At 39.3% G+C, this 5,166-nt stretch carries 11 protein-coding genes; 8 read left to right on the top strand and 3 right to left on the bottom strand.

Translation table 11 applies throughout. From position 1 onward, the window contains the following. The coding region (locus tag IM473_RS19015; RefSeq protein WP_287659123.1) for a helix-turn-helix domain-containing protein at positions 1-162 on the bottom strand (162 nt) is incomplete at its 3' end. Positions 163-276: 114 nt separating this feature from the next. Here IM473_RS19015 and IM473_RS19010 point away from each other — a divergent pair. From IM473_RS19010 to IM473_RS18985, 7 genes are all read left to right on the top strand, one after another. Further along, entirely contained in the window at positions 277-651 is a 375-nt protein-coding gene (locus IM473_RS19010; protein WP_002758892.1) for a DUF433 domain-containing protein, read from the top strand. Then, positions 648-1,040 carry a DUF5615 family PIN-like protein gene (locus IM473_RS19005; RefSeq protein ID WP_287659118.1) on the top strand — a complete coding sequence of 131 codons (393 nt, stop codon included), beginning with the start codon at positions 648-650 and terminating at the stop codon, positions 1,038-1,040. Before IM473_RS19010 ends, IM473_RS19005 begins: the two co-directional genes overlap by 4 nt. A 114-nt stretch (positions 1,041-1,154) precedes the next feature. Beyond that, the gene (locus IM473_RS19000) at positions 1,155-1,391 is read left to right on the top strand and encodes a hypothetical protein (protein ID WP_149988454.1); all 237 of its coding nucleotides are present in this window, start codon (positions 1,155-1,157) and stop codon (positions 1,389-1,391) included. Beyond that, complete coding sequence (locus tag IM473_RS18995; protein ID WP_287659119.1) at positions 1,388-1,816, top strand: type II toxin-antitoxin system VapC family toxin; 429 nt, start codon at positions 1,388-1,390, stop codon at positions 1,814-1,816. Before IM473_RS19000 ends, IM473_RS18995 begins: the two co-directional genes overlap by 4 nt. A 53-nt stretch (positions 1,817-1,869) precedes the next feature. Further along, positions 1,870-2,097, top strand: a complete 228-nt coding sequence (locus tag IM473_RS18990; protein ID WP_287659120.1) for a hypothetical protein — start codon at positions 1,870-1,872, stop codon at positions 2,095-2,097. 215 nt (positions 2,098-2,312) lie between these two features. Further along, positions 2,313-2,444, top strand: coding sequence for a DUF6888 family protein (locus tag IM473_RS22790; protein WP_374756727.1), 132 nt, complete (start codon positions 2,313-2,315; stop codon positions 2,442-2,444). Continuing rightward, on the top strand, positions 2,428-2,631 hold the full coding sequence (locus tag IM473_RS18985) for a DUF6887 family protein (protein WP_287659121.1): 204 nt from the start codon (positions 2,428-2,430) through the stop codon (positions 2,629-2,631). Before IM473_RS22790 ends, IM473_RS18985 begins: the two co-directional genes overlap by 17 nt. Before the next feature lie 106 nt (positions 2,632-2,737). On the opposite strand, the gene IM473_RS18980 is transcribed toward IM473_RS18985, so the two are convergent. Both IM473_RS18980 and IM473_RS18975 read right to left on the bottom strand, forming a co-directional pair. After that, positions 2,738-2,938 carry a hypothetical protein gene (locus tag IM473_RS18980; protein ID WP_149988456.1) on the bottom strand — a complete coding sequence of 67 codons (201 nt, stop codon included), beginning with the start codon at positions 2,936-2,938 and terminating at the stop codon, positions 2,738-2,740. 415 nt (positions 2,939-3,353) lie between these two features. Next, entirely contained in the window at positions 3,354-3,821 is a 468-nt protein-coding gene (locus tag IM473_RS18975; RefSeq protein WP_287659122.1) for a DUF29 domain-containing protein, read from the bottom strand. Positions 3,822-4,035: 214 nt separating this feature from the next. Here IM473_RS18975 and IM473_RS18970 point away from each other — a divergent pair. Next, positions 4,036-5,166, top strand: a 1,131-nt coding sequence (locus IM473_RS18970; RefSeq protein ID WP_353845155.1) for a type IIL restriction-modification enzyme MmeI, incomplete at its 3' end; no start/stop codon positions are given.

The raw sequence follows: 5,166 nt of genomic DNA, 5'->3' as shown, positions 1-5,166 counted from the left end.
AGAAGTTTGAACATATCCTACTCTTTCTTGTCTTTCGTACCATGCTTGTGTTCGTTCGTGGAGAGCTTTATTGTAAACTAATCTTACACAGCCCAAAGTGCGCCGCAATAGCGACTCTTGTTCGGGTGTGGGGTAAAATCGGTAAGAATAGGCTTTTTCCATGTCTCATATTTTAGCATATATTTCGTAAATGTGCTAATATTTAACAGCAAAGCCGCCGTAAAACGGCGGGGTTTCAGACCCAAATTTTCGATGAAATTCTAGAAGGTTATGAGTATGGTTCTAGTATCCAACGGGCAATCAGCCATTATTCGTACAGAGCGTGGATTGACAATCGCCGGTACGCGAATTACCCTTTATGATGTTATGGATTACCTAAAGGCTCAGTATCCCCCCAAGCTGATTCGTGAAAAACTTGGTCTTAATGATAGACAGATTGATTCAGCCCTAGCATACATTGAGACTCATTGTACTGAGGTTGAAGCCGAGTATCAAGAATGCTTGCAGACAGCGACAGAAATTCGTCAATACTGGGAAGAGCGAAATCGTGAGCGATTTGCCAAGATTGCGGCGATGCCCCCTAAGCCTGGTCAAGAAACCATTCGTGCGAAGCTTCAAGAGTGGAAAGCACGCATTGAATCTCAATCATGAACTTTCTGATTGACTACAACTTAACGGGCGATGTTGTTTTATTCTGGGGAACCCTCTCAGCAGAAGGATGGCTTGATCTTTTGCCCATCCGCTTCTTCACCTTTCAGGATGTTGGATTGCCGATGGATAGTAGTGATCGGGTTGTTTGGCAATTTGCTCAAAACACTCAGATGATTTTAATTACAGCAAATCGAAATATGAAAGGAATTGATTCGCTGGAACAAACCATACGTGAAGAAAATACACCCGCTTCCCTGCCAATTCTGACAATTGGAAACCCTGAGCGCTTTGATGAAAGTAGCTATCGGCAAAGATGTGCTACCCGCTTGATTGAGATTTTATTTGATCTAGAAAACTATATGGGAGTCGGTCGAATTTTCATCCCATAAGACTGTTGTTGAAAAGCATTCTTCAGGTAGAACCTGAAAAGAGCGTTCCCAGGTAGAAACTGGGAACGAGATGATGAGATAATCGTTATTAGGGTTTTATACAATTCCAAGGATATGACAAAGCTATTAGAAGAGGCGATCGCTCAAGTCAAACAACTCCCCGAATCAGAGCAAAATAAGATTGCCGCAATGCTCATAAAGCAGCTTGAATCCAGATCCCCAGAGTATGATTTTTGGGACGAGTTTGACCAAATCTTAGAAGAGTGCCAGATGAATACAGGAATTTCCGATTTGTCCTATCAGCACGATCATTACATTCACGGGCTACCCAAGCGAGAGCTAGAATCGTGAGGAAGGTTTTTGTTGATACGGCAGCCTGGATTGCCTTAATTAATGCTGATGATGTTTTTCATGAACAAACCAAGCGTGTTAAGGCGAATCTTCAACAACAGAAATGTCAGCTTATAACAACAGATTTTGTTTTATTGGAAGTGGCTGATGCTCTGGTTTCGCCGAAAATTCGCTCTCAAACAATTAGATTTATTAATCACCTCAACAATCTAATTGGTTTACAGATTATACCGCTCAATAAATCTCTTTTCGATGAGGGTTGGAAACTTTATAGTCAGCTTCTTGATAAAGATTGGGGGCTAACTGATTGTATTAGCTTTGTCATTATGCAGCAAGAAGTAATTACATTAGCCTTTACATCAGATCGGCATTTTGAACAAGCAGGGTTCACTCGACTGCTAAATCCTTCATACAGTGAACAGTGAACAGTTATCAGTGGAAAAAACTGATATGGCGCTATTGAGAGGAATGATCTAAATTGAAGAGCGAGTTCCCCTATATTGAATTTCGCCAGTCTCCTTTGGGGCGACAACCCTACCTCAAAAACTCCAGTTTGGCTCTCTGGGAAGTAATTCAAATTGCTCAAAGCTACGCGCTAGATGAACAAAAAACGGCGGCACATTTTCATCGACCCCTCGAATGGGTCCGCTCTGCTTTGCTCTATGCTGAAGCTTATCAGTCAGAAGTGGAAAAGTCGATCGCCTAGGCTCAAACCCTCAATGAAACGACACTCAAACGACTCTTACCCCAATTGGAAACAATTACGGTTTCTCCTGATTCCCTATGAGTGAGTGGGAAATAGCTAAAATGCTAAACCCTGTCTAACTTCTATACCGATATTCATCTATAGCAATTTCCATAGTTGTGAGGTACAAAGTCTTAGGTTTTGACGAGTCAGGAGTTAAGATTTTGCTGTACCTCATGAGATTGGGAAACGCTATATTTCGGTATGATGAAAAAAGAAAAGAGATTTATATACTAGCAGGTGAAACTCTTAGCTTTATCATATTAACTAACGGAAATGTGGAGTTTGAAGATGAATCATCAACCTGATTTTTACCAAATGTCTCGCCCAGAATTAAGAAAATATGTCCTCTCCCATCGAGAAGATGATGAAGCCCTAAGAATTTATATGGATAGAATGCGAACTGAATCAGGTGTAACTAGATTTACCCTTACTCCTAGTCAAGAAGACATGAAGAAATTAGAAAAATTTCTCAAGGCAAAAATGGATAAATAAAATCAATTTAACTTGCTTGTGCCAAGGCTCTACCTTTTATTCAGTGAACTGGGAGTAATGAGGTGCAGCGACTTTCTTACCCGTTCCCCCATTCCCTTATCAAACCCTAGAAATCATCGGGAATAATCCATTGGGTCGGTTGCGTCAGTTTTTTTAGTTTAGCGGCTTCGGCCATTTCTAACATCTTGTCCAAAGAAGTTTCGGCAATAAATTTAGCTGCTTCGGCGGCATGAGCTTGATTAGGACATTTATCGCCTAAAATACAACCATTTAGGCAATCTACCGCACAATTTACCTGTTTTTCCATAAAAAATCTCTTTTTCTGACTAGATTTGGTCTTTATATTCTAACCCAACTTTTTTCAGTACCCAAGCAAAATTAATTACCATCGAAAATGAGGTAATTGACCACGGCTCGACTGAGCTCACGGCCGAAGCCCACACCCTATCCCTAGGAAAAACTTTTTCAGCAAACCCTAGGTAGGTAATTATGCCAGTTAAGAAAGCGGCACGCTTAACCTTCTTGGGGTTATGGTGATGAGCAAATATTAATGTAGGGGCGCAATGCTTGCGCCATAATGTGACATTCTGAACATTTTTCGGGCAATATCCCAGAGATTTCCTATCCGGCCTCGTTGAGCGGTAGGGAGGGATAAACTTGACGCTGATTTGGTAGGAGCTAGAAAGATTGCGCTCAGAGCCTTACTTATTCGGCAAACTGGGTCAATTGCTATAGAAGTTCTCATCTAAGATTTGCTCTTGGGAGAAAGGACAAATTTGAGGATAATCATTTTCTGGGGGAATCTGAACACCAAATTGAGCTAGTTTACCTTCCTTAATTGCCACTTGACGAGCATCTGGATAAGCTTCCTCGATGGCAGTTTTTAGATAGGATTTCAGAGAAGGAGTATTGCGTAAGTTTTTCTCAATTCGCTGGCGATGCTCAATAATAGAACAATACCAGCTATCCTTCATTGATGGCGGTGCGTCATGCTGTACTTTTAATTTGAGCAAGTGAGCCAAAAGAATCATCAAATTACTTTCTAAAGTTCTTTTTTCCGATTTTCCCAACTCGGTTAACTCCTCAATTAAGTTATCAGTATCCAGCGCGGCAAATTCCCGCTTCTGTAAGTGATTAATTGTTGTTGCGAGCCAAACTTGAAAATCTTGTTCGTAGAGAGTCTTGGACATGGCCATAACTTGGTCGTTCGAGTTAATAACTGAATTGATAACTAAGGGAATACAACTAATTCTCAAAATGTTACCAATTTTAAGCTTCCCTTGTAGTTTACCAAAAAATCACCTAAAATGGCAACTATCTGTATCCCTTGCTGACTGCCTATAGCTCCCTACACCATTTTCTACTATCTTTGAGCAAACCGGCGAACGATAAGGAGTTAAAACTATGCCTTTAAGTTGGAATGAAATTAAAAATCGGGCGATTACCTTTCAAAAAGAGTGGCAAGGAGAGACTTCAGAAAAAGCAGAATATCAGTCTTTTTGGAATGAGTTTTTTTATGTCTTTGGCATTTCACGGCGTAGGGTAGCTAGTTTTGAGCAACCGATAAAAAAAGCAGATAATAAACAGGGTTTTATTGATTTACTCTGGAAAGGAACGATTTTAGTTGAGCATAAATCGAAGGGGAAAGATTTAGAAAAAGCCACACAACAGGCTAAGGATTATTTCCCCAATTTAAAGGAACATGAGTTACCGCGTTATATTTTAGTATCGGATTTTCAACGGTTTAAATTATATGATTTAGATTCGGGTAATCAATGGGAATTTGAATTAAGTAATTTTGTTGATAATGTTCATTTATTTGATTTTATTGCTGGTTATGAAAAGCGAGTTTATAAAGACGAAGATCCCGTCAATATTCAAGCAGCCGAGTTAATGGGAAAACTTCATGATTGCCTCAAAAAAATTGGTTATATGGGGCATGATTTGGAAGTTTATCTATTGCGTTTATTATTTTGTTTATTTGCCGATGATACGGGTATTTTTAATAAGGGGATTTTCTGGGAATATATCGATCTACATACCAAAGAAGATGGCAGTGATTTGGCGATGCACATCGCTTATATTTTTCAGGTTTTGAATACACCAGAAGAAAAAAGATTAAAAAATCTCGATGAGAATTTAACTCAATTTCCCTACATAAATGGCAAGTTATTTGAGGAGTCATTACCCTTAGCGGCTTTTGATAGCAAGATGAGAGTCATGTTATTAGAAGCTTGTGCTTTTGATTGGGGAAAAATTTCTCCTGCTATTTTTGGTTCTATGTTTCAAGCGGTAATGAATCCAAAAGAACGACGCAATTTAGGGGCGCATTATACCTCCGAGAAGAACATTCAAAAGGTGATTAAACCATTATTTTTAGATGATTTATCCAGAGAATTTGAGAAGATTAAAGGCAATCGCAATAAATTACTAGAATTTCAGAAAAAGATTGCTAATTTATATTTTCTTGATCCTGCCTGTGGTTGCGGCAACTTTTTAATTATTACCTATCGGGAGTTACGAGATTTAGAGATT

It is taken from the genome of Microcystis sp. M015S2 (assembly GCF_020245945.1).
Classification (GTDB): domain Bacteria; phylum Cyanobacteriota; class Cyanobacteriia; order Cyanobacteriales; family Microcystaceae; genus Microcystis.
Note: the sequence above shows the minus strand (reverse complement) of the source record. Positions and strands in the feature narration are given on the sequence as shown.